The organism is Micromonospora sp. CNZ309, from assembly GCF_002846525.1.
Genome location: NZ_PJNG01000001.1, coordinates 1,846,309 through 1,869,778, shown reverse-complemented (window position 1 = coordinate 1,869,778; position 23,470 = coordinate 1,846,309). Strand labels below are relative to the sequence as shown.

The window sequence follows — 23,470 nt, the reverse complement described above, 5'->3', positions numbered from 1 at the left end:
TGGGGATCCCCCCGTCCGGGTCGGCCCCCGATCGATACCCGTAGAGTCTCGCCGTGACCGAGATCGACGTACAGGTCGACCTGTTCCACCCGGCGGACCGGGTGTGGCACGCATTGACGGATCGCGCCCTGCTCGCCCGGTGGTTCACCGAGGTCGAGCCGATGGCCGGGGAGCGCGACCGGCTGCTGCTGTTCACGGCGGGTCTGCCCGGGTTCGACGCCGCCGTCGACGCGGAGGTGACCGACCGGCGGGAGCCGGAGCTGATCGCGTTGCGGTGCCTCGAGGGCGGCCGACGCAGCCGGCTGACCTGTGTCGTCGCCCCCACCGCCGAGGGCTGCCGGCTGTCGGTGCGCGAGGTGCTGGAGCACGGCGGTTGGGCCGAGGAACAGCGCGAGGGCCGCGAGGAGTCCTATCGGCAGGCGCTGACGGGGCGACTGCCGGCGATCCTCGACTGGCTGGCCTTCCGGCAGGTCGACCTGCGTCGGGGCGAGGCGGGGATGACCGCCGAGATGCCCGTGACCGAGGGCGTCGACGACGAGCCGGCCCCGGCCCGCCGCCGCTGGCCGCTGCTGGTCGGCGGGCTGGTCGGCGTCGTGCTGGTCGCCGGGGCGGCGGTGTGGGCCGTGCTGCCCGCCGACCCGGAGCCGGTCGCCGGCCCGGCTCCGGCACCGTCGCCGACCGCCACGGCCACCCCGAGCCGTACGCCGCAGCCGACGCCCTCCGCCCGCCCCACGCGCAGCGCCTCACCGAGCCCGTCCCGCCCGAGCCGCACGCCGTCGGCGACCCCCTCGGCCACGCCGTCGCGTACGCCCAGCTCGGGCGCGCCGTCGGCGCCCGCCCTGACCGCCCGCTACGAGACCGTGTCGACACGGCTGCTCGGCTACACGGGCGAGGTGGTCGTCGACAATCCCGGCGGCGCGCCGGTGAACGGCTGGAAGGTGGTCGTCACGCTGGCCGAGGGCGGCTCGCTCACCGACGTCAGCGGGGCCGACTGGCGGCAGGAGGGGCAGGTCGTCACCTTCAGCGGGCCGTCCGTGCCGGCCGGTCGCTCCCGGACGTTCACGTTCGCGGTCCGTGACGTCGACCCGCTCACCAGGGCGCCCGAGGACTGCGCGCTGGGCGGCACGCCCTGCGCGGGTCTCTGACGCCGTAGCGCGTACCTGTCGCGTCGGGCAGGCGCTGTTAGGATGGGCGGCAGTGATCGGGACAGGGAGACCAGACATGGCGGGTGACGACGACATCTCCGGGTGACACCGGATGGTGCCCGGCCACCGGCAGGCGTTCGACCGCCGCCGAGGGCCCAGGGCGTCGTTGCCGCATCCCGTCTCTCCCGGGCGCCGGGCGCGCCCACGTCACCGCAAGAGGTCCCCCCATGTCCCAACCCTCCATTGTCTGCTCGCGCCTCTCCTTCTCCTGGCCGGACGACACCCCGGTCTTCGAGGGGCTGTCGTTCACCGTGGGCGCCGGCCGTACCGGCCTCGTCGCGCCCAACGGCGCCGGCAAGACCACGCTGCTCCGGCTGATCGCCGGCGAGTGCCGGCCCACGGGCGGCTCCGTGACCGTCGACGGCGTGCTCGGCTACCTGCCGCAGAGCCTCCCGCTGACCGGCGACCTGACGGTTGCCGAGGTCATGGGTGTCGCGCCGGTCCTCGCCGCGCTGCGCGCCATCGAGTCCGGGGACGCCGACGAGGAGCACTTCACCACCATCGGCACCGACTGGGACGTCGAGGAGCGCACCCGCGCCCAACTGGACCGCCTCGGCCTCGACGACGTGTCCCTCGACCGCCGGCTGCACACCCTCAGCGGCGGGCAGGTGGTCTCCCTCGGCCTGGCGGCGCAACTGCTGCGGCGCCCCGACGTCCTGCTCCTCGACGAGCCCACCAACAACCTGGACCTCGACGCCCGCCGCACGTTGCACGCCGTACTGGCGGACTGGACCGGTTGCCTGCTGCTGGTCAGCCACGACCGGGCGTTGCTGGACGGGATGGACCGCATCCTCGAACTCGACCGCGCCGAGATGCGCTCCTACGGCGGGAACTACACCGCGTACGAGGAGGCGGTGCGCGCCGAGCGGGAGGTCGCGGAGAAGAACGTCCGCCACGCCGAACAGGAGGTCAAGCGGGAGAAGCGGGAGATGCAGCAGGCCCGCGAGCGGGCCGAGCGCCGGGCCGGCAACGCCGCCCGCAACCTCAAGAGCGCCGGCCTGCCGAGGATCGTCGCCGGTGGGATGAAGCGGAGCGCGCAGGAGTCGGCGGGCCGCGCGAACGAGACGCACGCCGCGCGGGTCGGCGACGCCAAGGCCCGGCTCGACCAGGCGGGTCGGGCCCTGCGCGAGGAGCAGCGGATCACGCTGGAGCTTCCGGGCACGAACGTTCCGGCCGGGCGTACGGTCTTCGAGGGCGAGGGGATGCAGGTGCGCTACGGCGGGCGTGCCCTCTTCGCCGGCGACGGGCTGGAGCTGACGATCCGGGGACCCGAGCGGATCGCGCTCACCGGCCCGAACGGCGCCGGCAAGTCCACCCTGCTGCGCCTGCTCACCGGCGACGTGCAGCCGGAAGGGGGCCGCACCAGGCGGGCCGACGGCCGCATCGCGTACCTGTCGCAGCGGTTGGACCTGCTCGATCCCGAGCGCACGGTGGCGGAGAGCCTGGCCGCGTACGCCCCGACGACGCCGGAGGCGCAGCGGATGACCCTGCTCGCCCGCTTCCTGTTCCGGGGCCCCCGTGCCCACCTTCCGGTCGGGGCGCTCTCCGGTGGTGAGCGACTGCGCGCCACCCTGGCCTGCGTGCTGTTCGCCGAGCCGGCACCGCAGTTGCTCCTGCTGGACGAGCCGACCAACAACCTGGACCTGGTCAGCGTCGCGCAGTTGGAGAGCGCGCTCGACGCGTACGAGGGCGCGTTCGTGGTGGTCAGCCACGACGCGCGGTTCCTCGCGTCGATCGGCGTGGACCGCTGGCTGCGGCTCGCCGACGGCCGGCTGCGGGAGACCGGCGCCCCCGCCGGCGTGGCAGCGGAGTCGTGACCGGGGGCGTCAGCCGATGCGGTACTGGTCGCCGTAGACGGCGAACACCAGCGGCGTGTTCAGGTTGAAGTTGCCGTTGTCGAGGAAGACCCGCTGCGCGGTGTCCACGCGGGAGGTGTCCGAGTGGGCGGGTTCCTTCCTCATCTCGGCGACCCGCTCGTCGAGGAAGGCGTGCAGCCAGGTCCGCTCGTCGCCGCCCTGGGCCGGGGGCTTCGCCCGGGCCAGGGCGTGGCTGCGGATCGCGCGCATGCCCTCGTAGCCGTGCATCACCGCCGCGTCGTAGTAGGCGAACGCCCGAGCGCCCGCACCCCGTCGGCCTCGCCGTCGCGGACGGACGGGTTGACGTAGACGCGGGTCCCGCTCGGCCTCCTGCGTGGCCCGGAACACGGGGTCGGCGGCGGTGCGCCAGTCGCGGGGGAAGTACGGGTCGAGGCCGGCGTGCGAGTCGCTGCCGTTGCCGGCGCGCAGCGCCGGCAGGTAGCCGGCCAGCACGTTGCCGGGCCTGGTCCGCGTGTACGCCTCCACCAGTTCGAGAATGTCGCCGGTGCCGGAGCAGAAGCCCTCGGTGGGGTGGCACGCGACGTGGCACGATGCGGGGTGGACCCGAGCAGGGGAGGCCACAGTGTCGACATCCGTCACCGAGTTGAGTGAGCTGCGGCGTCGCCTGTCGCGGGTGATCCTCGTCCATGTCGGGCTCTCGGCCGGGTTCGCGCTGCTCGCGGTGGGCGGCGTGTCGTCGTCCGCCGGGCGGGCGGGGGCGTTCGCCGTGCCGTGGCTGGTGATCGGGGTCGCCGGTGCGCTCGGTGCGTTGCTCATCGCCGCCGCCGCCTGGCGACTGCGCGCGGGCCTCACGACGGTCCGGTCGTCGGGGGGCCGGTGGGCCGTGAGGTGGGAGGCGTCCGCCCGCCTGGGCATGGCGCTCGCGGCGGCGGTGGCGCTTGCCGTCGGTGTCGCCGTGGCGCCGGCCGGGTCGGAGCGGGGATTCGTGATCGGGGTGGACGCGGCCCTCGCCGGCGCCCTCGCGCTGTTCGCGCTGGCGGCCGGCGACGTCCGCCGGGCCGTCCGTTCGTCGGAGCGGACCGCCGCGTCGTCGGCCGGATGAGCGCCGGTGCCGGGGCGATCCGCTCGCGGTGCCGAGGGGGCGGAGGGCTGTCCTCCCGGCGGCCGGAGCAGGCTCCGGCCGAGCCGGTGGTGGCCGAGCCGGTGGTGGCCGAGGCCGAGCCGCGTGGCCGGGCCCGGTGCGGTCCGCCGCGACTGCGCGCCGATCCGGTCCGTGCGGCGCGCGGCGGTGCGGCCGGTATGACGATTCCGTTATGCCGCATATCGACGGCCCTCGCTCTAGCATTCACGTACATCGATGACCGGCGGTGGCACGCCGCCGGCCAACTCAGGGAGTGCGTGTATGTTCCGACGACAACTGCTGCGCGCGGCGACCGCCGCGCTGGCGGCGGTGCTGGCCGCAACCGGAATGCAGGTCGCCACCGACACGAGCGCGTCCGCCGCCGCTCGCACCGTCTACTACGACGCGAGCCGCGCCGGCGAGTTCCGCACCAACTTCGACCAGGCCGCGACCATCTGGAACAGCCAGGTGAGCAACGTCCGGCTGGTCCCCCGCACGCCGGGCAACGTCACCATCTACGTCGACAGTGGCTGGCCGCGCGCCCAGGTCACCAGCCTCGGCGCCGGCCGGGTCTGGATGGGCTGGACCGCCGTCAACCAGGGGTACAACCGCACCCGCATCGCCACCCACGAGCTCGGCCACATCCTCGGCCTGCCCGACCGGCGTACGGGGCTCTGCTCCGACCTGATGTCCGGCAGCAGCGCGCCGGTCTCCTGCACCAACGCCTACCCGAGCGCCGCCGAGGCGTCCCGGGTGGACCAGCTCTTCGCCGGCGGTCTCGCCGCGGCGGAGGCGCCGACCGGCACGTTCGTGTGGAACGACACCGACGACATCTCGCCGCTGGTGGTCAACGGCCGGCCGGCCACCGAGAACTACCCGTGGATGGTGTACGTCTCCGGCTGCACCGGCACGCTGATCAAGGCGAACTGGGCGGTCACCGCCAAGCACTGCGGGACCCCCTCCTCGGTGCGGGTCGGCAGCATCTACCGCAACAGCGGCGGCACCGTCGTCTCGGTGATCCGGGCGGTGAACCACCCGAGCGTCGACGTCAAGCTGCTCCAGCTGTCCAGCTCGGTCAGGTACGCCCCGGCGCCGATCCCGAGCACCTCCGGCGCGGTCGGCACCGCCACCCGGATCATCGGCTGGGGCCAGACCTGCGCCCCCCGGGGTTGCGGTAGCGCCCCGACCGTCGCGCACGAGCTGGACACCTCGATCGTCGCGGACAGCCGCTGCCTCGGCATCAACGGCCCGTACGAGATCTGCACCAACAACACCAACGGCAACGCGGGCGCCTGCTACGGCGACTCGGGCGGCCCGCAGGTGCGCCGGATCAACGGGGCGTGGGCCCTGATCGGCGCCACCAGCCGGGCCGGCAACAACAACTCCACCTGCGCCACCGGCCCGTCCATCTACGTGGACCTGCCGTCCATCCGGACCTGGATCAACACCCAGGTCGGTGGCCTGCCGGTCTGACCCACCCCGGTACGGGGGACGCCGCTGACGGCGTCCCCCGTACGTCTGTCTCCGGGGCCGTGCCGCCGGGGCGTCACGCGGCGACCACCCGGAGTGCGGTACGGTGCCTGGCACATCGACCCCTTCCGAGGTGAACCATGCGTGTCGTGGCCGCGCTCGCCCTGACCCTGGCGTTGGCTCCCGCGCCGACGCCTTCCGGCGGCCCGGTGGGTGACCTGCTCGACGGCGTCGGGCGGGTCGTCGACGACCTGCTCGACGGCGGTGGGAAGACCACCCCGGGCGCCTCCCCGACGCCCGTCCCGTCCCACTCGACGGCGCCCGCCCCGGGCCCGGTCGGACCCTCGGTCGCCCCGGTGGCGCCCGGCCGGTCCGCGCCCGCCAGTGCCAGCGTCGCCGGATCCGCACCCGTGAGTTCCCGCGACGGGACCGCCGGACGCCCGGCGGCACGGGAGGGTGAGGCGCCGCCCGCGAACGGGCCGGGCGCCGCCTCCGACGCTCCCTCGACGGTCGCGGCCCCGCCCCGCGAGGACGACGGGGGAGTGGACCGGTGGCTGGTCTACTGCCTGGTGCTGGGTGTCCTGGTGCTGTCCGTGCTGCTCGTCCTGACCCGGCGCCGCCAGCCTGCCGTCGCGGCGACCGGTACGGCTGGCCCGGCGACCGGCGCGGCCGGGCCCGCGGGTGGCGCGGCGGGCCCCGTGACCGGCGCGGGTGTCGCGGGGAGCGGCGCGGCTGGTTCGGCGACTGGCGCGGGTGTCGCGGGAAGCGGCGCGGCTGTCGCGGATGGTCCGGCGGCCGGCGGCGGTGTCGCGGCGGCGGCCGGGTCGGGGAGTGGCGCGGCCGGTCCGGCGAGTGGCGCGGCCGGTTCGGTGGCCCTCACCCCGGACCCAGACGAGGAGCCCGTGGCCGACAACGTGACCCACCTGCCGACGGAACTCAACGCGATCTACGAGTTGGGTCGGCTCGACGAGCGGCTCGTCCAGGAGCGCAACCGCCGGTCCTGAGCCGCACGGGCAGCGACCGGGCGAGCCCGGGGCGCGACGAGCGGCCGGCGGGTGCCCGGACGGGGCCGACCCGGGCGCGACCAACGGGCTGGCCCTGCCTGGCGAGAGGGCCGGCCACCGGGCTCGGCGCAACGCTCCGGCTCGGCGGCGTGGCGTCCCCGGTTCGCTCTACGCCCGACAACGGCATGACGAAAGGGCCGGTCCCCGGGTGGGGGCCGGCCCTTGTCGTCGTTGCGTGGTGCGTGGTGTCGTGGTCAGGCGGTGTAGCCGCGGGTGGCGATCCAGTCGGCGAGGTTGTCGATGCTCATCCGGTAGGAGGCCTGGTTCGGGTCGGCGGAGTCGGCAATCGTCACGGTGTTGCCGTTGTCGCGGTAGCCGACGACGCTGATGTAGTGCCCGCCTTCGAAGGAGTGGGTGGTGCCGTCGGTGTCGGTGGCGGTGCCGGCGATGTTGGCGACGACGGCGTGGCCTTCGTCGATGGCGGTGACGATGTCGGCGCGTAGCTTGTCGGTCTGCTTGTCGTCGGCCTTGGCGTCGCGGATCTCGACGGACTGGTAGGCGTCGCGGCCGGTTTCCTTGTTGAGTACGGGGGTGATGTCGTTGATGGAGTTGGTGCCGGCTTCGGTGGTGCCCATGCGCTGGGCCATGCCGTCGACGTCGATGTTCTTGCCCTGCACGCTCAGGGCGTTGCGGGCGGCGGCGGGGCCGCAGTAGTAGAAGTTGGGCTGGGCTTCGTAGCGCACGCCGAGTTCGCGCTCGCCGTTCTTGCGGTCCTGGGCGACCGAGGCGGAGGCGGGGTTGGCGTGGGCGGGCGAGGCGAAGGTGGTGAGGGGGCCGGCGATGGCGCCGCCGGTGACGGCGAGTCCGGCAGCGGTCAGGGCGGTCTTACGCAGGATGTCGGTACGCATGATGGTCGGCACCTTCCGATCGGGGGTACGCGGACACACGCCAAAGGGGGGGCGGGTGTGCCGCGAAAGGGGGAAAGGGTCGAAACCAGGGAGAAGGGGTGCGCCCTACGGCTGGGGGGTGGGGCGCGTCCCGGGGGATGCAACGACGCGGACCCGGCCGGCATTCCGGCCTCACGCCCGGCCACCGCAAGGGGCGACTCGGCCCGGGCACCGCAGGGGGGTGACTCGGCCCGGGCACCGCAGGGCCTGCCGGGGGGTCACGCGCTCACGATGGATACAACGACCGGGGCCCCCGACCCATGCCCACCGACCCGGTGACCCGCACCACCCCCAAACCCCCACGAAACTGGACGAGCCGGCCGGAGCGCACCGACCGTGAACCGGACGCCACGCCCGAACCGCACCACCATGCCCGAACCACCCGCCGTGCCCGAACCCGGCGTGCCCGAACCACCCGGCATGCCTGGAACGGACATCCTGCCCAACCGGACATCCTTCCCGAACGGCACACCGCGCCCGAAACGCACACCATTCCCGAGCGGCACAGCAACCTGTTCCCGCTGCGCACCGACCTGACCGGGCTGCCGGCCAGGGCCGGCCGGTCCGCCGTCCGCCGCCGGGCCGTTGCCTCGCAAGCGCGAGATGGCCGCACGGTGATCAGGACTCCATGGGCGTTATCCGGCTGCTTTACGGTCCATGGGGTCCTGATCACCGTGGCTGGGCGTCGTGGACGGCAGCGGGGCGGGTGGAGGCTCGCGGGAGCAGCGGGAAGAGGCACCGCGTGCACGCCAAGGCCGGCAGACCCCTGATGAGCGCTGAGGGCAGCGTGAGCTGGTGCCGATCATGCGCTGCCGCAGCATCCCTGTCAGGGGGGTGGGGGGAGGCGGCGTTCGATGGTGACGGTGGTGCCCTCGGCGGTCGACATCAGCCGCACGTCGCCGTACGCGTTCATCAGCGTGGCGCCCCGTCCCCGGTCCATGGCGGGGCGGCGGTCGCGCCACGTGCCGAAGTCGCGCACCGTGATCCGTACGGTGCCGTCGGCCACCCGTAGCCGTACCCGCACCTCGGGGCGGGTCGGGCGTTGGGCGTGCTCGACAGCGTTGTTGACCGCCTCGGAGGCGGCCAGCAGCAAGTCGGCCACGGTGTCCGGATCGACGTCCAGCCCCTCCAGCGAGGCCCGTACGTCCCGCCGCATCGCGGCTGCCGACGTGGGCTGCGACGGGTACGTCCAGCCCTCGTCCACCGCGGCCGGTTGCTGGGGAGCAGGGTGCCGGGCCTCGTCGGGCGCGGGGGGCGGGACCTCCGTCGCAACGGCGTCCCCGCTCGGCGGGCCGGCGGGGACGTCCTGCCGCCCCGGGGCGCCGCCGCGCGCGTCCGTGGTGCCGCCGTGGGCGTCGGGGGTCGAGTCGTCGCGACGGTCTCCCCGGCTCCGGGCGCCGTGCAGGGTGGCCCGGATCCGGGCGATCAGCTCGGCCGCGGCGAAGGGCTTGACGACGTAGTCGTCGGCGCCCAGGTCGAGCCCCTCCACGCTGGCGTCCCCGCCGGCGCGGGCGGAGAGCACCACCACCGGCAGCGTCCGGGTGGCGGCCTGCCGGCGCAGCCGGCGGACCAGTTCGAAGCCGTCGACCTCGGGCATCATCACGTCGGTGAGCACCAGGTCGGGCCGTTCCCGGCGGATCGCCTCCAGCGCCTGCCGCCCGTCGCCGACCGTCTGCACCCGCCAGCCCTGCTCGCCCAGCAACCGGGCCAGGTACGCGCGCATGTCGGCGTTGTCGTCGGCGACCAGGATCCGCGCGTGCCGCGACGCGTCCTCGCCACCGTACGCCCGCACCGGTTGCCCGGCCGGCGCGGACGCCCCCGCCCGCGCCGGGTCGGCCAGCCAGCCGATCGCCTCCTGGGCGGTGGCCCGGGCCGCGCCCCCGACCCCGTCGACCTCGGCGACCGGCCCGGCGGTACGCCCCGTGGCGGACCAGGGCAGCGTCACGGTGAACGTCGTGCCCGTCCCGATGCGGCTCTCCACCCGCACGTCGCCGCCCTCCAGGCGGGCCAACTCCCGCACCAGGGCGAGTCCGATGCCGGTGCCCTCGTGGCTGCGCGACCGGGCGCCCTGCACGCGGTGGAAGCGCTCGAAGAGCCGGGGCAGGTCCTCCTCGGCGATGCCGATGCCCGTGTCGGCGACGGTCAGCCGGATCTCCTCGTCGTCGGCGGCGAGGGCGACCCGGATCCGGCCGACGAAGGTGTACTTCAGGGCGTTGGACAGCAGGTTGGTGACGATGCGTTCCCAGTTGACCGGGTCGACGCGGACCGGGCGCGGCAGCGGCGGACAGTCGACCTCCAGGCGCAGCCCGGCGCGTTCGACGGCCGCCCGGAAGACGCTCGACAGTTCGGCGGTCAGCCCGGCCAGGTCGACCTCGCGGGCCTGGCTGTGTGCCTGCCCGGCCTCCAGGCTGGAGAAGGTGAGCAGACTGTTGACCAGGGTGAGCAGCCGGGTGGCGTTGCGCCAGGCGGTGTCGACGCGTTCCCGCTGCACCGCCGGCAGGGGATGCTCGTTGTCGTTGAGGGCGTCGGCCAGCGGGCCGAGCATGAGCGTCAGCGGGGTCCGAAACTCGTGGCTGACGTTGGTGAAGAAGCCGGTCTTGACCCGGTCCAGCTCGGCGAGCGTCTCGGCCCGCCGGCGCTCCTCCTCGTACGCCTGGGAGTTGCGCACGGCGACGGCCACCTGCTGGGCGAGCAGGGCGTGGAACGACCGGTACGCCTCGTCCAGCCCTCGGCTGGGGCTGACCCCGACCAGCAGCACCCCGAGCGGCTGGCCCGCCTCGGCGGAGGGCAGGGGTAGGGCGAGGGCGGTACCGACCGGGTCGCCCCACGGCCCGGCGGGCAGGGTGAGCCACCGCTCGACGCCGGCCACCTCGGTCGTCGTGCCGCCGGCGGCGGCCGCCAGCCCCCACCCGTGCTCCTGGCCCGTGGACAGCGTGGCGGGCAGGGCGGCGGCCACCGGCTCCCCGCCGACGCAGGCGACGCGGCGCAGCAGCGCGCCGTCGCGCAGGTAGATCGCGGCGAACGGGACGTCCAGCGGGTGCCCGCCGATGGCCTCGGCGAGGCGGACGCAGGTGCTCTCGACGTCGACGGTACGCCCGTCGCCACCGACGGACAGGACGCGCAGCAGGCGCAGCCGGCGCTCGCCGACGACCTGCTCGGTGACCTCGCTGCACACGGTGAGCACCCCCACCGTGCGTCCCTCGTCGTCGCGGGCGGGGGCGTGCGAGACGCTGAAGTACGCCTCCTCGCGGTAGCCGGCCCGGTCGAGCAGCAGTTGCAGGGCCGGTACCCAGCTGGCGACCCCGGTCGCCATCGCCTCGTCGATCAGGGGGGCCAGCACGTCCCAGCCCTCGGCCAGGGTGATCCGGACGTCTCCGCCGAGCGCGTCGGGGTGCTTGTCGCCGATCAGCGCCGAGTACGCGTCGTTGTAGAGCTGGGTGAAGCGCTCGCCCCACAGCAGCAGCATCGGGTAGCGGGAGGAGAGGACCATCCGGACGGCGGCGCGCAGGCTCTGCGGCCAGCCGTCGACCGGGCCGAGCGGAGTGTCCGCCCAGTTCAGGCGCGCCATCAGCCGCCCGGTCTCACCGCCGTCGGCGAACAGGTCCCCCGTGGGTCGCGTCACCCTCGGTCGCACCTCATCGCAGCCCTCACTTCCGGGCCCCGACGACCCTTGCTGGCGTTACCCGCACATCCTGGCACCCGGCCCGAGCTGCATGCCCGCCGGCACCCCAGCGCGTCTCTGTACCCGGGCGTCCGCGTTTCCACACCTGCCGGTGGCGGATTCGGCGGACCGTCGGAGCGGACGACGCCGGTCAGTCGCGGTCGGCCGCCCGACGACGCAGCAACTCGACCGCCTCGTCGACCCGGCCGCGTTCGGTGAGCAGCGTCAACAGCAGCGGAAGGTGCCGCCATCCGCCGCCGTCGACGGCCTGCCGCAGCAGAGCGACCGCCTCCTCGTGCCGGCCCCCGGCGGCCAGCAGGGTGGCCAGTTCGTCGCGGGCGCGCGGATCGCCCTGCTCGGCGGCGATCCGCCAGTACCGTTCCGCCTCGTCGGTGCGGCCCTGCTCGGCGCGCAGCGCGGCGAGCCGGGCGGCGGCGTGCCAGTCGCCGTGCTCGGCGCGTACGCGCAGCTCCTCCGTGCGTCCGCGGTCGGCCAGCAGGTCGACCAGGACGCTGCCCGCCCCGTCCGCGCCGGCCCGGTCGAGGTCGCGCAGGTAGCCGGTCGGGTCGGGCACCGCCACCAGGCCGGCGGACTCGGGGCCGAAGAAGCGGCTGCCGCCGAACTCGCGCCGGAGCTGGTCGTCGAGGTCGTCCGCGAGCGCGATCATGGCGCGCAGGGCCAGCAGCAGGTGGGTGGGCGCGAAGTCCTGCCCGAAGACGGGGATGGACGCCCAGACGGTGTCCCCGGTGCAGTAGACCCGACCGATCACCAGCCCGTTGGTGAGGTCGGAGAGGCGTCGGTACAGCGACTCGGTCGGGTCCACGCCGGTGAGCAGCGGGGAGAACACGTCGACCAGCGGCGGGTCGTCCTGCGCCCGTACGAAGATCATGGCGGAGCCGGCGCGGATGCCGACGTCGCCGTCGGCGTCGACCCGCAACTGGTCGGTGGTGACGCCCAGGAGGCCGGCGAGCACCGCCCGGACCCGGTGGGTCAACTTCCCGTCGCCGTCGTCACCGGTCCCGGGGCCGGGGAGCGGGTCGACGGTGCGGGCGGCGGGGGTCACGGGACGCGCGGCCAGCGCGGCGGCGAGCCTCGTCCGGGCCGGTACGGGAACCGCCGTGGCGGTGGTGGCCGGGCGGGCGGCCAGCGCGGAGACGAAACGGGCCAGCAGGCTCTCACGCGGCGTCATCGTGCTCGCCACCCGTGTCGCCCGTGCCGCCTCGAGCCGTGTCGGCCGGTCGGTCCGCCACCCGGACCTGGTCGAACATCTTGGCGATCACCAGCGGCGCCGCGACCCCGAAGGTGAAGCTGGCGAAGGCGGTGGTGGCCAGCCCACCCGCACCGGCCGCCGCGGCGAGGCCGGTACCGGCCACGGTCCTGAGCAGCACCGCGAACACGACGATCGGGGCGTCCCGCCGGTCCCGCCACGGCCACTGCCACCGGCCCCCGGACTCGCTGGTCGGGCGCATCATCCCGGAGAGGTTCAGCGCCTCGGCCACCGCGCTGCCGACCAGTCCCCACATCGCGGCCACCCATAGAGACACATCCCTACCGTACTGACCGCCCGCCGCGGCGGTCACACCAGCCCTCGGCTCGTCCCGTCGACGCCGTCCCCGACGGTAGGAGGCCGGGGCAACGCGCCGCCCCGACGCCGCGCGGTCCCGTCGTCCCGCCGTCGGCGACGGCTCGTATCCTTTCCGCGAACCTTCGGTGGGCTTTCGAGGATGAAAGGACACGGTGTGAGCAACCGGGCCGAGACGTTGGAGTTCCAGGCCGAGGCGCGTCAGCTGCTCCAGCTGATGGTCCACTCGATCTATTCGAACAAGGACGTCTTCCTGCGTGAACTGATCTCGAACGCCTCGGACGCGCTGGACAAGCTGCGCCTGGCGTCGATGGTCGACAAGGACCTGCAGGTCGACACCTCCGACCTGCACATCGAGATCGAGGTCGACAAGGCGGCGCGTACGCTGACCGTCCGGGACAACGGCATCGGCATGTCCCGCGACGAGGTCGTCCAGGTGATCGGCACGATCGCCAAGTCCGGCACGGCCGAGCTGCTGCGCAAGCTGCGCGAGTCCTCCGACGCCGGCGCGCGGCAGGAGCTGATCGGCCAGTTCGGCGTGGGCTTCTACGCGGCGTTCATGGTCGCCGACCGGGTGGAGCTGGTGACCCGCCGGGCGGGGGAGAGCGGCGGCACCCGCTGGGAGTCGGCCGGCGAGGGCACGTACTCCGTCGAGCCGGTCGAGCAGGCGCCGCAGGGCACCTCGGTGACCCTGCACCTGAAGCCGGCCGACGACGAGGACAACCTGCACGACTACACCGCCGAGTGGACGATCCGCGAGATCGTCAAGCGCTACTCGGACTTCATCGCCTGGCCGATCCGGATGACCGTCGAGCGTCCCGGCGAGGGCGACGAGACCAGCACCGAGACCCAGACGCTCAACTCGATGAAGGCGCTCTGGGCCCGTTCCCGCGACGAGGTCGACGAGGCCGAGTACAAGGAGTTCTACAAGCACGTCAGCCACGACTGGGCGGACCCGCTGGACATCGTGCACATGCGGGGCGAGGGCACCTTCGAGTACGAGGCCCTGCTGTTCATCCCGTCGCACGCGCCGCTGGACCTGTTCGCCCCGCAGGGCCGCCGTGGCGTGCAGCTCTACGTCAAGCGCGTCTTCATCATGGACGACTGCGAAGCGCTCATGCCCAACTACCTGCGCTTCGTCAAGGGCGTCGTGGACGCGCACGACCTGTCGCTGAACATCTCCCGGGAGATCCTCCAGCAGGACCGGCAGATCCAGGTCGTCCGTCGCCGCCTGGTCAAGAAGATCCTGGCCACGGTCAAGGACATGAAGGCCAACCACGCCGAGCGCTACCGCACCTTCTGGACCGAGTTCGGGGCCGCGGTCAAGGAGGGCCTGATCGACGACACGGAGAACCGGGACACCCTCCTGGAGATCCTGTCGGTCGCATCCACCCACGACCCGGCCGAGCCCACCGACCTCGCCGGCTACGTCGGTCGGATGAAGGACGGGCAGAGCGACATCTACTACGCCACCGGCGACTCGCGCACGATGATCGAGAACTCGCCGCACATGGAGGCGTTCCGCGCCAAGGGCTACGAGGTGCTGCTGCTCACCGACCCCGTCGACGAGGTGTGGATCGAGCGCGTCGGCCAGTACGACGGCAGGACGCTGCGCTCCATCGCCAAGGGGCAGGTGGACCTCGACACCGAGGAGGAGAAGAAGGAGGCCGAGGCCGAGCGCGAGCAGCAGCGCAAGGACTTCGCCGACCTGCTCACCTGGATGGGCACGACCCTCGCCGACTCCGTCAAGGAGGTCCGCCTCTCCTCCCGGCTGACCACCTCGCCCGCCTGCGTCGTCGGCGACGCCCACGACATCACCCCGACCCTGGAGAAGATGTACCGGGCGATGGGGCACGAGGTGCCGGCCGTCAAGCGGATCCTGGAGCTCAACCCCGGGCACCCGCTGGTCACCGGCCTGCGTAAGGCGCACGAGCAGGGCGGCACCGACGAGTCGCTGAAGGAGACCGCCGAGCTGCTGTACGGTCTCGCGCTGCTCGCCGAGGGCGGGGAGCTGGCCGACCCGTCCCGGTTCACCCGCATCCTCGCCGACCGTCTCGCCCGTACCCTCTAGGCGGGTCCCGGCGCCGGGTGCCGCGTGGCGGTGACCGTCGGACGCCGAGGTCTCCGGTGTGCGGGTCCTCCGACCAGGAAGGATCCGGACGCCGGAGACCTCGCGGCCGACGAGGCGGCACCGCACCACCGGCGGGCGGGCGTGGAAACCTCGCCGGCCGGGTACTCCCGGCGGTCATGAGCACGAGCAGCACGGCGGGCGACGGACCGGCCACCGCGGCCCGGGTGGGCACGGTCGCGGTCGTCGCCCACCGGAAGAAGACCCTGGGCGGCGGCCTCGACGAGCTGCGCGCCGAGCTGGCCGGCGCGGGGGTCGAGCACCTCGTCTGGTACGAGGTGCCGAAGAGCCGCAAGGCGCCGAAGAAGGTCCGCAAGGCACTGAAGAAGGGTGCCGAGCTGGTCTTCGTGTGGGGCGGCGACGGCATGGTGCAGCGCTGCGCCGACGCCCTCGCCGGTTCCGGCGCCGCCATGGCCATCGTGCCCGCCGGCACCGCCAACCTCTTCGCCGCCAACCTGGGCGTCCCGGAGGACCTGCCCGGGGCCGTCCGTATCGGCCTGCACGGCCGCCGCCGCGCCCTCGACCTGGGCAGGATCAACGGCGAGCACTTCGCCGTGATGGCCGGCGCGGGCTTCGACGGCGACCTCATCCGTGAGGCCGACCGCAAGCTCAAGGGCCGGCTCGGTCGCCTCGCCTACATGTGGACGGGGCTGCGGCACGTCCGCGGTGAACTGGTGCGCACCCGGATCACGGTCGACGGCACCCGGTGGTTCGACGGTGACGCGAGCTGCGTGCTGTTCGGCAACGTCGGCACGATCACCGGCGGCATCCCGGCGTTCGACGACGCCCGCCCCGACGACGGCTGCCTGGAGATCGGCGTGTCCACCGCCGACGGAGCGGTGGACTGGGCGCGCACCCTGGGCCGGATGGCCGCCGGCCGCTCGGAGGAGTCGCCGTTCGTACGGATCACCCGGGGCCGCAGGATCAAGGTCCGGCTCGCCGCCCCGCGCACGTACGAGCTGGACGGCGGCGCGCGCGGGGAGACCACCAGGCTCAAGGTGCGGGTGGTGCCCGGGGCGCTGACCGTCTGCTGCCCCCCGACGCACTGACCGGCCGCCCGCCGCGGGCGGCAAGGGGCCCGGACGTTTCGCGTCAGGTGGGCCGGACGCCGGCCGGGGTGGCGGGCACCAGGCGGCGGGTGATCCACAGCGGCGAGGTGACGGCGTTGCCCACCACCACCGCGTGGGCACCGGCGGCGAACGCCGCTACGATCTGCTCGGCGCTGCGGTAGCGCCCCTCGGCGATCACCGGCACCGTCAGCACACCGGCGAGGCGGGCCAGCAGCGTCAGGTCCGGCCCGTCGGTCGGTGGGCTGGCCGGGGTGTAGCCGGCAAGGGTCGTCGCGACGGCGTCCGCGCCGGCCCGCACGGCGGCCACGCCCTCCTCGACGGTGGAGACGTCGGCGAGCACCAGCGCGTCGGTCCGTTCCCGCAGCGCCCGGACCGTGTCGGCGAAGCTGCGACCGTCCGGGCGGGGACGGTCGGTGGCGTCCACGGCGACGATGTGGGCGCCCGCCGCGGCGACGTCGAGCGCGTGCGCCGCCGTCGGGGTGATGAACACCCCGTCGACGCCCTGCTTGTGCAGCCCGATGACCGGCACGTCGACGGCGGCGCGGATCGCCCGGACGTCGGCGGTGCCGTTGGCCCGCACGGCCACCGCGCCGCCGCGTACCACCGCCGCGGCCACCCGGGCCTGCACGTACGCGTCGCGCATCGGGTCGTCGGGGTCGTCGAGCAGCGGCTGGCAGGAGACCACGAGGCCGCCGGCCAGCTCGTCGAACACGTTCACGCTCTCGTCCTCTCATCGGTCACGGCCGGGATGCCGTCCGCCTGCCCGTCGTGACCGGGTTGGCCGGCCAGCCGGGCGGCGCCCACGACGACCGCGTCGGCGCCGAGCGCCGCGGGGAGCAGGGACACGTCCGCCCAGGCCCTGGGCAGCTCGGCGGTGAAGGCGGCGCGGGCCGCGGGCAGCAGGGCGTCGGCCGCCCCGCCCGCGAGCACCACGGCCTGCGGGTCGAGTAGGGCGACCAGCCCCGCGAGCGCCCGGCCGAGCGCCGTCGCGGCGCGCTCCACCACCTCGCGGGCGACGGGCTCGCCGGTCGCCGCCCGCTCGGCGACGTCCCGTCCGCTGATCCGCACGCCGGTCTCGAGGGCGTACGCGCCGGACAGTCCCGTGCCCGAGGCGATGGCCTCCAGGTGCCCGTACCGGCCGCAGCCGCAACGCAGCCGCTCGGCGCCGGGAGCCGGCAGGTGCCCCACCTCGCCGGCACCGCCCCGGGCGCCGGTGGAGATCCGGCCATCCCGCAGCAGCGCGCCGCCCAGGCCGGTACCGACCGCGACCAGCAGCAGCTCCCGCCGGCCCCGGGCGGCACCCACCCAGCTCTCGCCGAGCGCGGCGGCGTTCACGTCGTTGGTGACCCGGACCGGTCGGGCCAGCCGCGCGGCCAGCTCGTCGGCGACCGGCGTACCGGACCAGCCGGGCAGGCTGTCGGTGGCGTACCGGATGGTGCCGGTGCCCGGGTCGACCGTGCCGGCGGTGCCCACGCCGACCGGGCCGGCGTCGCCCGGATCGAGCAGTTCCCGGGCGAGCCGTGCGGCGGTGTCCAGCACGGCCGCCGGCCCCGACCCGGCCGGGGTGGGCGCCAGGCGACGCCCCAGCACCTCGCCGTCGGCACCGACCAGCGCCGCCGCCGTCTTGGTGCCGCCGATGTCGACGCCCACCCGGGCGGCCGGCACCGTCATCCCTTGAGCCCGGTGTGCGCCAAACCCTCGACGAACTGCTTCTGCGCGATGACGAAGACCACCAGGACCGGCAGCGCGGTCATCGACGCCGCGGCGAGCTGGACGTTCCACATCGGGCCGCCGTAGGCGTCGACGAACTGGGTGAGCGCCTGCGGCAGGGTGAACTTCTCCGGCGAGGAGAGGAACACGATCGGTTCCAGGTAGAGGTTCCAGCTGTGCAGGAAGGTGAAGATGGCGACCGCGCCCAGCGCGGGCCGCGACAGCGGCAGGGCGATCTTCCAGAAGGTGGCGAACCGGCCCAGCCCGTCCACCCGGGCCGCCTCCTCCAGCTCGCCGGGGAGGCTGATGAAGAACTGCCGCATGATGAAGGTCGCCAGCACGCTCGGCGCGCCGAGGACCGGCACCAGGATCAGCGGCCAGTGGGTGTCGACCAGGCCCAGCTTGAAGAACATCTGGAACAGCGGCACGATCGTCACCTCGCTCGGGATGAGCAGGCCGGCGAGGATCACCAGGAAGAGCACGTTCTGGCCCCGGAAGCGGATCCGGGCGAAGGCGTACCCGGCCAGCGCCGCCACCGCCAGGGTGCCGACGGTGACCACCAGCGCGATGTAGAGGCTGTTCAGGTACTGCTGGCCGAACGGCTGCAACTCGAACACCCGCCGGTACGCGTCCAGCTCCGCGTCGACCGGCAGCAGTTTCGGCGGGAAGGCGAAGATGTCCGCCACCGGCTTCAGCGACGAGGTGACCATCCACCAGGTCGGGAAGACGAACGGGACCGCCAGGACCATCAGCACCCCGTAGAGCACCAGCTTGGTCCGGCGCGACAGCTCACGACTCATGGTGGACCCACCTCTTCCGCATCTGCCACTGGAGCACGGTGAGCGCGAGCACGATGACGAACAGGACGATCGACAGGGTGGCGCCGTAACCGAAGTGATGGAACTGGAACGCCTGCTGGTAGAGGTAGTAGACGAGCACCGTGGTCGAGGTGCCCGGGCCGCCCTGGGTGAGCACGGCGATCTGCGCGAAGACCTGCAACGAGCCGACCACCGTGATGATCGACGTGAGCAGGATGGTCGGGCTGATCATCGGTACGGTGATCCGCCAGAACTGGCGCAGCCGGCTCGCCCCGTCCACCTCGGCGGCCTCGTACAGCTCGGCCGGCACGCCCTGGAGCGCGGCCAGGAAGAGCACCATGTTGAGGCCGACGTTCTTGAACACCTGCACCACCACGACCGAGAACATGGCGGTGCCCTCACCGCGCAGCCAGTTCGGCCCGTCCACGCCGACCGTGTCGAGCAGGCCGTTCACGCCGCCGTTGTCCTGCAACAGGAACCCCCACACGATGGTCCAGGCGACCAGCGAGACGACCACGGGGGAGAAGAACAGGGTGCGGAACAGGATCGTCCCGCGCAGCTTCTGGTTGAGCAGTACGGCGAGCAGCAGGGCCAGGCCGAGGTTGAACACCACGAGCCCGACCGAGAACAGGCCGGTGGCCCGCAGCACCGAGCCGAGGTTGGTGTCGTCGGCGAGGGCCGCGTAGTTCTCGGTGCCGACGAACTCGAACGTGCCGGCCAGCACGTTCCACTCGTGCAGGCTGTACCAGACCACCAGGATCAGCGGCAGGATCACGAAGACGGCGCTGCCGAGCAGTTGGGGAGCGATGAACAGGTAACCGGTGAGCTGGTCGCGGCGGCGGCTGGTCCAGTACGGCCGCGACCGGTCCCGGGTGGGCGGGGCCTCGACCCCGCCCACCGTCGTGTCCGTCTGGGACATGGTCAGGCGCCCTACTTCGCCAGCAGCGGCTGGATCTTGGTGCAGACACCCTCGAGGACGGCCTTGACGTCCGCGTCGGCCTTCCAGAGCGGGTCGAGCCCGGCGCGCACCTGCTGGCTGAGCTCGGCCTGCCCGGCGTGGCTGGGCTTGACCACGCCGTTGGTGATGCCGTCGATGACGACCTTCTGCAACTGCTCGGGCTTCAGCGTCGGGTTCGTCTTGGCCAGCGTCTCCGCGGTGAGCTGCGACTGGCGCGGCGGCGGGAAGAACTGGGCCAGCTTGGCCGAGTTGGTGGGGTTCGTCAGGAAGGCGAGGAAGTCCGCCGCCGCGTCCGCGTTCTTGCTCTTCTTCATCACGCCGACGCCGGCCTGGCCGACCACGGAGTAGTTGCCCTTCGGCCCGGCCGGCAGCGGCACCAGGTCCCAGCCGAAGCCGTCCGGCTTGAGCAGGGAGGCGCGGGAGATCTGGGTGACCGTCATGGCGGCGTCACCGGCGAAGAAGTCGGCGGTCGTACCCGGGCCGGGCAGCGCCTTGCCGGTGAAGATCGCCTTGTGCAGGGTGGTCATCGCCTCGACCATCTCCGGGGCGGCGAAGCCGCAGGACTTGCCGTCCTCGCTCCACGCCTGGGCGCCCCAACCCGTCCAGACGGTCGACAGGTTGTCCCAGCCCTTGTAGTCGAAGTCGCGGATCACCAGGCCGGCCTTGCCGGTCGCGCCGGCGGTGGCGCCGGCGACGGTCAGCGCGGTGTCCCAGTTCCACTGCCCGGCCGCGATCAGCTCGGCCGGGGTCTTCTGCCCGGCCTTCCTGAGCAGGTCGGTGTTGACGAAGACGCCGAACGGCGAGGTGGAGAACGGGTACGCGTACAGCTTGCCCCCGTCCTGCCAGAGCTTGAGGGTGGCGGGGGAGATGTCGTCGTACTGGTAGCCCTCGGTCTTCTTGAGCTTCTCGTCCAGCGGCAGCAGCGCGCCGGAGGCGACGAAGTCGGGGGCCGAGTTCTCGAACACCCAGGCCAGGTCGGGCGCGTTGCCGCCGGCGATCTGGGTCGTCAGCGTCGTGGTGTAGTTCTCGAACGGCAGCGGGTCGAACGTGATGGACGCGACGTCCGGATGGGTCTTGCGGTACTCGTCGGCGATCTCGTTGAACAGCTTGAGGTGCGCCTCGTTGGCGGACCAGACCGTCATCCGCAGGTTGGCCGGACCCTTGTCCCCGGCCTCGTCGCCGCCGCCGCAGGCGGTCAGGGCGAGGACGCCGGCCAGTGTCGCCGCGACACCACGCACAGCCTTTCCCAATCTCATGATCTTCTCCTCAACGGGGGTGTTCAGTAGCCCGCTACCTGGGGCCAGCGCAGTTCCACGCCGGCCGCCGAGAGGCGGTCCTGGAAGTCGGCCAGCAGGCGGGGGGTGCCGCGGACCGCGCGCGGGGACTCGCCCCGCGCCAGACAGAAGTCGGCGAGCAGGCCGGCGACCTCGCCGACGTTCCACTCGACCGGGTGTAGCCGGTAGCTGCCGTTGGTGATGTGGGTGGTGCCGATGTTCTTGCCGGCCGGGAGCAGGTTCTCGACCCGCTGCGGGATCAGCGCCCCCAGGGGGATCTCGAACGGGCACGACCCGACGTCGATGTAGTTGTCGCCGCCTGTGGAGGGGTGCAGGTCGATGCGGTACATCCCGACGCCGATCGAGTCCGGGTAGGCGACCGCGCCGTGCTCGCCGCGTACGGCCAGCGACAGGTCCTGCTCGACCACCGTGTACTCGGCGCGGATGCGGCGCGACTCCCGGATGTAGGGCGCCTGCGCCAGCCCGTCGCGGCTGCCGGTCACGTCGCCGCGCAGGCGCAGGCCGGGGAAGCCGGTCCCGCCGTCCGGCCGGGGCGCCTCGGTCTGCATCCAGTAGAGCACCGAGTACGACAGCTCGCGGGCCTTGCTCAGGTGCCACGACGCGTTCGGCACGTCGATGACGGGGCCCTCGAAGTAGTCGATCATCGGCCAGTTCACCAGCGTGATGTCGCTGTCGTACGCGCCGGCGGTGAAGTTGCGCCGGGCGGCGATGCGCCGGAACGTCCAGAGATTGCCGTCGCCGGGGTTGAGCCGCTGGTCGGCGTTGACGGCCAGCGGGTCGTCGTCCGGGTTGGGGGTGAAGCTGCGCTCGACGATCTCCAGCGTGCGCGGGTGCGGCGAGCGCCAGGACAGCAGCCGGTCGCCCCAGAAGTCGGGCTTGTAGTCGCGCCAGAAGTCGTAGTTCGCCGGCCGCTCGATGGTGTGGTCGCCGTCGACGTGGTCGAGGGCGAAGCAGACGGAGACGGCCTGCATGTTCATCGGCTGCGCCTCGGCCGGTGCGCTGGGCTCGCCGGTGTCGGCCTGCGACTCGAAGCCGGTGACGTACTCGGTGCCGGTCAGCGGCAGCAGCTCGCCGGTCTCCGTGGCGTCCAGCACGTACGGGGCGACGAGGTCGATCCGCTCGTCCCGGTCGCGGTGCGCCACGGTCACCCCGACCACCCGGTCCCCGTCGGTCTGCGCGGCCACCGGCCGGTACGGCTGGAGCACCCTCAGCCGCCCGGAGCCGAGGAACGGCGCCAGCATCTGCTCGATGACGGCGACGGCCACCCGGGGCTCGTGGCAGACCCGGCTCACCCAGCCGGCTCCCGGGTTCAGGTCGCTCCAGGCCCGGGACCGTTCGGTGAGCGGGTAGTGCCGACGGTAGTAGTCGCGGATCCCGGTGCGCAGGGCCCGGTAGCTCGCGGTGGCGCCGAACTGTTCGATCCAGGAGTGCTCGTCCGGCGGGACGGCCTGGCTGGTGAGCTGCCCGCCGAGCCAGTCGAACTCCTCGGTCAGGATGACCGACCGGCCGGCCCGGGCCGCGGCGAGCGCCGCCGCCACCCCGCCCAGCCCGCCCCCGACGACGAGGACGTCCGCACGCATCTGTACCACTTGCTTCCTTCCGGTTGCACGGTCACCGCCGAGCTGCGGTGGACCGCCGATCAGGGGGTGCCGAGGGTGTCGCCCTCGACGAGTTCGCAGGGCAGGAGCCGCTGCTGGACGCCGACGGCGCTGCCGTCGATGACGCCGGCCAGCACCTCGACGGACTGCCGGCCCATCTCCTCGCGGGGGATGCGGAACCCGGTGAAGGCCAGGTCGGTGGGAACCGGGACCGTGGGGTCGCCGAGGGTCAGGATCGACAGGTCGGCCGGGACGCTCAGGCCCCGCCGCCGGGCAACCTGCTCCAGCGCCACGGCGGTGGCGAAGTCCTCGATGAACGCGACGGTGGTCCGGTCGGCCAGCAGGTCGTCGAGGATCGCCTCGGCGTCGCCGGCGACGGCCGTCAGGTGGCGGGCGCTCTCGGCGGCCGTCGCGGCCGCGACGAACCCGCGCCGCCGGTCCGCCGAGGACTCCGCGGTCAGGTCCGTGTTCAGGTAGGCCAGGCGCCGGTGGCCGCGGGCGAGGGCCAGGGCGACCAGCTCGCCCACCGCCGTGGCGTAGTCGGCGCCGACGTACGGCACCGGTCCGCCGGCGTCGTCGCGGCGCCCGACGGCGACGTACGGGAAGCCGTCGCGGTTGAGCCGGTGCAGCTCGGCGGCGTCGATCTCCCGGCCGAGCAGGATGCACCCGTCGGCCAGTCGGAGCCGGTTGTCCTGGTGGAAGATGCGTCGCCGGCCGTCGACCACCGGGGCGCTGGTGAACAGCAGCAGGTCGCAGCCGGCCCGTTCCGCGTACTCCTCGATGCCCAGCAGGAAGGGGTGGAAGAAGTCACGGCTGCCGCTCGGGAAGGCGGGCTCGTAGGTGAACACGCCGATGATCCGGTTGAACCGGGCGGCGAGCCGGCGGGCCACGGGGTCGGCGGCGTAGCCGGTCTCGGCGATGGTCCGCAGCACGCGGTCGCGGGTCTCGGGCGCGATGCGCACGTCGGCGTCGGCCCGGTTGTTGAGCACCAGCGACACGGTCGCCTGACTGACGCCGGCCAACCGCGCGATGTCACGCTGCGTGACGCGTCGGGGGGTAGAGGGCACGACTGGTCCTTCCGGTGCGG

18 protein-coding genes and 1 pseudogene are annotated in these 23,470 nt (G+C 73.4%); 7 read left to right on the top strand and 12 right to left on the bottom strand.

Going from position 1 to position 23,470, the window contains the following annotated elements; all coding sequences use genetic code 11:
- The first annotated feature begins 53 nt into the window (after positions 1 to 53).
- Together CLT72_RS07450 and abc-f are read left to right on the top strand one after the other, a co-directional pair.
- Complete coding sequence (locus CLT72_RS07450) at positions 54 to 1,145, top strand: SRPBCC family protein (protein ID WP_101410276.1); 1,092 nt, start codon at positions 54 to 56, stop codon at positions 1,143 to 1,145.
- Between the two features lie 227 nt (positions 1,146 to 1,372).
- Complete coding sequence (abc-f, locus tag CLT72_RS07445; RefSeq protein ID WP_101410274.1) at positions 1,373 to 3,022, top strand: ribosomal protection-like ABC-F family protein; 1,650 nt, start codon at positions 1,373 to 1,375, stop codon at positions 3,020 to 3,022.
- A 9-nt stretch (positions 3,023 to 3,031) separates the two neighbouring features.
- Here the strand turns inward: abc-f and CLT72_RS07440 are convergent, their stop codons facing one another.
- A complete protein-coding gene (locus tag CLT72_RS07440; RefSeq protein WP_158241988.1) occupies positions 3,032 to 3,643 on the bottom strand; it encodes a chitosanase in 612 nt (203 codons plus the stop codon).
- A gap of 1 nt (position 3,644) precedes the next feature.
- On the opposite strand from CLT72_RS07440, the gene CLT72_RS31840 reads away from it, so the two are divergent.
- The 3 genes from CLT72_RS31840 to CLT72_RS07425 all read left to right on the top strand — a co-directional run bounded on the left by CLT72_RS31840 (position 3,645) and on the right by CLT72_RS07425 (position 6,616).
- A complete protein-coding gene (locus tag CLT72_RS31840) occupies positions 3,645 to 4,124 on the top strand; it encodes a hypothetical protein (protein WP_158241987.1) in 480 nt (159 codons plus the stop codon).
- Between the two features lie 255 nt (positions 4,125 to 4,379).
- A complete protein-coding gene (locus CLT72_RS07430) occupies positions 4,380 to 5,615 on the top strand; it encodes a snapalysin family zinc-dependent metalloprotease (protein ID WP_396816132.1) in 1,236 nt (411 codons plus the stop codon).
- Positions 5,616 to 5,752: 137 nt separating this feature from the next.
- A complete protein-coding gene (locus CLT72_RS07425) occupies positions 5,753 to 6,616 on the top strand; it encodes a hypothetical protein (protein ID WP_101410266.1) in 864 nt (287 codons plus the stop codon).
- Positions 6,617 to 6,870: 254 nt separating this feature from the next.
- Here the strand turns inward: CLT72_RS07425 and CLT72_RS07420 are convergent, their stop codons facing one another.
- The 4 genes and pseudogenes from CLT72_RS07420 to CLT72_RS07405 all read right to left on the bottom strand — a co-directional run bounded on the left by CLT72_RS07420 (position 6,871) and on the right by CLT72_RS07405 (position 12,768).
- Positions 6,871 to 7,524: a C39 family peptidase gene (locus CLT72_RS07420; RefSeq protein ID WP_101410264.1), complete on the bottom strand. Its 654-nt coding sequence runs from the start codon at positions 7,522 to 7,524 to the stop codon at positions 6,871 to 6,873.
- An 865-nt stretch (positions 7,525 to 8,389) separates the two neighbouring features.
- Positions 8,390 to 11,185: an ATP-binding protein gene (locus tag CLT72_RS07415; protein WP_486484198.1), complete on the bottom strand. Its 2,796-nt coding sequence runs from the start codon at positions 11,183 to 11,185 to the stop codon at positions 8,390 to 8,392.
- Between the two features lie 637 nt (positions 11,186 to 11,822).
- Positions 11,823 to 12,218, bottom strand: a pseudogene (locus CLT72_RS32555) (T3SS (YopN, CesT) and YbjN peptide-binding chaperone 1); the annotation flags it as partial.
- 181 nt (positions 12,219 to 12,399) lie between these two features.
- On the bottom strand, positions 12,400 to 12,768 hold the full coding sequence (locus CLT72_RS07405) for a hypothetical protein (RefSeq protein WP_144082213.1): 369 nt from the start codon (positions 12,766 to 12,768) through the stop codon (positions 12,400 to 12,402).
- 195 nt (positions 12,769 to 12,963) lie between these two features.
- On the opposite strand from CLT72_RS07405, the gene htpG reads away from it, so the two are divergent.
- Both htpG and CLT72_RS07395 read left to right on the top strand, forming a co-directional pair.
- On the top strand, positions 12,964 to 14,877 hold the full coding sequence (gene htpG / locus CLT72_RS07400) for a molecular chaperone HtpG (RefSeq protein ID WP_350823218.1): 1,914 nt from the start codon (positions 12,964 to 12,966) through the stop codon (positions 14,875 to 14,877).
- Positions 14,878 to 15,053: 176 nt separating this feature from the next.
- Entirely contained in the window at positions 15,054 to 15,983 is a 930-nt protein-coding gene (locus tag CLT72_RS07395) for a diacylglycerol/lipid kinase family protein (protein WP_101410259.1), read from the top strand.
- A gap of 43 nt (positions 15,984 to 16,026) precedes the next feature.
- Here CLT72_RS07395 and CLT72_RS07390 read toward each other — a convergent pair whose 3' ends face one another.
- The 7 genes from CLT72_RS07390 to CLT72_RS07360 are packed head-to-tail and all read right to left on the bottom strand — an operon-like array spanning position 16,027 to position 23,450.
- A complete protein-coding gene (locus CLT72_RS07390) occupies positions 16,027 to 16,722 on the bottom strand; it encodes an N-acetylmannosamine-6-phosphate 2-epimerase (RefSeq protein ID WP_101410257.1) in 696 nt (231 codons plus the stop codon).
- Positions 16,719 to 17,675, bottom strand: a complete 957-nt coding sequence (locus CLT72_RS07385; protein WP_101410255.1) for an ROK family protein — start codon at positions 17,673 to 17,675, stop codon at positions 16,719 to 16,721. Before CLT72_RS07385 ends, CLT72_RS07390 begins: the two co-directional genes overlap by 4 nt.
- A complete protein-coding gene (locus CLT72_RS07380; protein ID WP_101410253.1) occupies positions 17,672 to 18,514 on the bottom strand; it encodes a carbohydrate ABC transporter permease in 843 nt (280 codons plus the stop codon). Before CLT72_RS07380 ends, CLT72_RS07385 begins: the two co-directional genes overlap by 4 nt.
- Entirely contained in the window at positions 18,504 to 19,451 is a 948-nt protein-coding gene (locus tag CLT72_RS07375; RefSeq protein WP_101410251.1) for a carbohydrate ABC transporter permease, read from the bottom strand. Before CLT72_RS07375 ends, CLT72_RS07380 begins: the two co-directional genes overlap by 11 nt.
- A gap of 11 nt (positions 19,452 to 19,462) precedes the next feature.
- Complete coding sequence (locus CLT72_RS07370) at positions 19,463 to 20,746, bottom strand: ABC transporter substrate-binding protein (protein WP_101410249.1); 1,284 nt, start codon at positions 20,744 to 20,746, stop codon at positions 19,463 to 19,465.
- A gap of 23 nt (positions 20,747 to 20,769) precedes the next feature.
- Positions 20,770 to 22,365, bottom strand: coding sequence for an FAD-dependent oxidoreductase (locus tag CLT72_RS07365; RefSeq protein ID WP_101415004.1), 1,596 nt, complete (start codon positions 22,363 to 22,365; stop codon positions 20,770 to 20,772).
- 59 nt (positions 22,366 to 22,424) lie between these two features.
- A complete protein-coding gene (locus tag CLT72_RS07360; RefSeq protein ID WP_101410247.1) occupies positions 22,425 to 23,450 on the bottom strand; it encodes a LacI family DNA-binding transcriptional regulator in 1,026 nt (341 codons plus the stop codon).
- Positions 23,451 to 23,470: the final 20 nt, after the last annotated feature.

Coding starts and splice junctions, on each gene's coding strand:
- abc-f (WP_101410274.1), top strand. CDS start 1,373: ATGTCCCAACCCTCCATTGTCTGCTCGCGCCTCTCCTTCTCCTGGCCG.
- CLT72_RS07430 (WP_396816132.1), top strand. CDS start 4,380: ATGACCGGCGGTGGCACGCCGCCGGCCAACTCAGGGAGTGCGTGTATG.
- CLT72_RS07425 (WP_101410266.1), top strand. CDS start 5,753: ATGCGTGTCGTGGCCGCGCTCGCCCTGACCCTGGCGTTGGCTCCCGCG.
- CLT72_RS07420 (WP_101410264.1), bottom strand. CDS start 7,524: ATGCGTACCGACATCCTGCGTAAGACCGCCCTGACCGCTGCCGGACTC.
- CLT72_RS07395 (WP_101410259.1), top strand. CDS start 15,054: ATGAGCACGAGCAGCACGGCGGGCGACGGACCGGCCACCGCGGCCCGG.
- CLT72_RS07385 (WP_101410255.1), bottom strand. CDS start 17,675: ATGACGGTGCCGGCCGCCCGGGTGGGCGTCGACATCGGCGGCACCAAG.
- CLT72_RS07380 (WP_101410253.1), bottom strand. CDS start 18,514: ATGAGTCGTGAGCTGTCGCGCCGGACCAAGCTGGTGCTCTACGGGGTG.
- CLT72_RS07375 (WP_101410251.1), bottom strand. CDS start 19,451: ATGTCCCAGACGGACACGACGGTGGGCGGGGTCGAGGCCCCGCCCACC.
- CLT72_RS07370 (WP_101410249.1), bottom strand. CDS start 20,746: ATGAGATTGGGAAAGGCTGTGCGTGGTGTCGCGGCGACACTGGCCGGC.
- CLT72_RS07365 (WP_101415004.1), bottom strand. CDS start 22,365: ATGCGTGCGGACGTCCTCGTCGTCGGGGGCGGGCTGGGCGGGGTGGCG.